General features: G+C 44.1%; 1 protein-coding gene. It reads right to left on the bottom strand.

The annotated features are described in order from the left end of the window. Window positions 1–152 precede the first annotated feature (152 nt). Entirely contained in the window at window positions 153–2,432 is a 2,280-nt protein-coding gene (gene glgB, locus EWV84_RS09280) for a 1,4-alpha-glucan branching enzyme (protein ID WP_287077777.1), read from the bottom strand. Window positions 2,433–2,802 lie beyond the last annotated feature (370 nt).

The raw sequence follows: 2,802 nt of genomic DNA, 5'->3' as shown, positions 1-2,802 counted from the left end.
AACGAAACCCCCTACTATCTGTGGTCAAGGTTCAGTTTTTAGCTTGGTTATCGCTTTTTCCATTGTAGCTTAAAGCCGTCGTAAAACGACGGGGTTTTAACCCAAATTTTCGATAACTTTTTACTGTTTACTGATCACTGAAAAAAGCTTCCCTATTCCCCAGAAGCATGAGGATCGATTTTGAGAACTAAAACCCCTAAAGGTGGTAAACAGAGATCGATCGAGTAGGGACGGCTATGATAGGACCATTCCTCCGACCATTTACCGCCAAGGTTGCCCATATTACTACCGCCATATTTACCCGCATCGCTGTTAAAGATTTCCTGATAAAAACCGGGATGAGGTACACCAACGCGATAATGGCTGTGGGGTTGGGGAGTAAAATTACAGACCACCACCACAAACTCCTGCCAATTTTTGCTCCAGCGCAGGAAAGAAACGACGCTATGACTATTATCACTACAGTCGATCCACTCAAAGCCATCCTGACCAAAATCCTGGGTATATAAAGCAGGTTCACTCTTATAGGTGGCGTTCAAATCAGTGAAAAAGCGTTTTAGCTGTTGATGGGGTTGATACTGCAAAAGACCCCACTCCAAATCACCCCAAACATTCCACTCACTCCACTGGCCAAATTCCATGCTCATAAACAGGGTTTTCTTGCCGGGGTGGGTAAACATATAGCTAAATAATGCCCGGACATTGGCGAATTTTTGCCACTCATCCCCCGGCATTTTGCCAATCATATTACTTTTGCCGTGAACCACTTCATCGTGGGACAAAGCCAGCATATAATTCTCGCTGTGGTTATACCACATACTAAAAGTGACATTATTTTGATGGAATTGACGGAACCAAGGATCCATGCCGAAATAATCGAGCATATCGTGCATCCAGCCCATATTCCACTTCAAATTAAAGCCTAAACCGCCCATATAGGTGGGCCAGGACACCATCGGCCAAGCGGTGGATTCTTCGGCAATAGAGAGAATTCCGGGGAAATAGCTAAAAATCACATGATTGACTTGACGCAGGAATTCAGCGGCCTCTAAATTTTCCCGGCCACCGTACTCGTTAGCCACCCATTCCCCATCTTTACGACAATAATCGAGATAGAGCATGGAAGCCACCGCATCCACGCGAATGCCGTCAATATGGTACTTATCGAACCAAAAAAGAGCATTAGCGACGAGGAAATTTCTGACTTCGTTGCGACCGTAGTTAAAAATTAAGGTTCCCCATTCCTTGTGTTCCCCTTTGCGCGGGTCGCCGTGTTCGTAAAGATGAGTACCATCAAAGAAAGCTAACCCGTGGCCATCTTTGGGGAAGTGACCGGGGACCCAATCCACTAGCACACCAAGGCCATTTTGGTGACATTGATCGACAAAATACATGAAATCTTCAGGATTGCCGTAGCGACTGGTGGGGGCAAAATAACCCGTCACTTGATAACCCCAAGAACCATCAAAAGGATGCTCGGCGATCGGTAATAATTCGATATGGGTGCAACCTAATTCTTTAACGTAGGGAATTAGTTTTTCGGCCAACTCGTAGTAACTCAAAAAGCGCGCCCCAGTGTTCCATTCCGACACAGGAACCGGTTCCCCTTCCCCAGAAAGTAAACGGGGGGGTTCGGCACTAGAAGCGTGCAGCCAAGAACCGAGGTGTAATTCGTAAACGGAAACCGGTTGAGTTAAAGGATCGCTATGGCGGCGTTTTTCCATCCAATCGCTATCATCCCAAGTATAGCTATCTAAATTGGCCACGATCGAGGCGGTTTTCGGGCGTACTTCTTGGGCAAAACCGTAGGGATCAGATTTTTCGTAAATATGACCTTCCCAATTTTTGATCTCGTATTTATATTTAGTGCCAACACCGATTTCTGGGATAAACAATTCCCAGACCATATTATTACGTTTCCGCATTTGGTGATCACGACCATCCCAGTTATTGAAATCACCAATAATCGAGACGTTGCGGGCATTAGGGGCCCAAACGGCAAAATAAACCCCTTTAATACCCTCGATTTCGGCTAAATGCGCCCCTAATTTTTCATAAATGCGATGATGGTTGCCCTCCCCAAACAGATGTAAATCAAAATCGCTGAGTTTGGCAGAACGGAAGGCATAGGAATCATAGATTACCCGTTCCTGTTCTCCCTCGTGGATGCGTAATTGATAATTGTTCAGTTCACCGATATCGATGACGCACTCGAAAAAATGGGGATGATAAGCGGTCTTCATGGGATATTCTTGTCTTTGGGACGGTAAAATAACCCAAGCGGCCGTGGTTTTCGGTAAATAGGCTCTAACAACCCATTTATTCACTTTTCCTTCTTTTTCTAGGGGATGGGCCCCCAAAACCTCAAAGGGATCGTGATGGAGGTTGTTGACGATTTGATGGACTTGTTCGGGGGATACCACTATAGACATTCAGTTAACACTCTTGACATCTACAATACTTATAGCAAGGAAATAGTCATTTTTTTGTTGCCTTCTGGGAATTCTCAAACTGATGGTATTGTAAAGTTTAAATGCAAATATAGTCATATATAGCCGGGCATGGTAATATATAGACAGGAAACTATCAGACTAGGCAAAAAAAACAGGAATAAGTTATCGAACGGCTTGGAGGTGGTGGAAACAAGGGAATTTAACAGGCTATCAATTACCTTCCGGTACAATAGACTTGTTGGGAAATAAAAAAGAAACAGAAAGTTTGCACAGTAAGGATTTCATTATCTCTTACCAATTAAGCAGCATCCAAATAGAAGTTCCATAAACCAGTAGAATTCAACATCAA

The organism is Microcystis sp. M_QC_C_20170808_M3Col (assembly GCF_007095505.1).
In the GTDB taxonomy this organism is placed as follows: domain Bacteria; phylum Cyanobacteriota; class Cyanobacteriia; order Cyanobacteriales; family Microcystaceae; genus Microcystis.
Note: the sequence above shows the minus strand (reverse complement) of the source record. Positions and strands in the feature narration are given on the sequence as shown.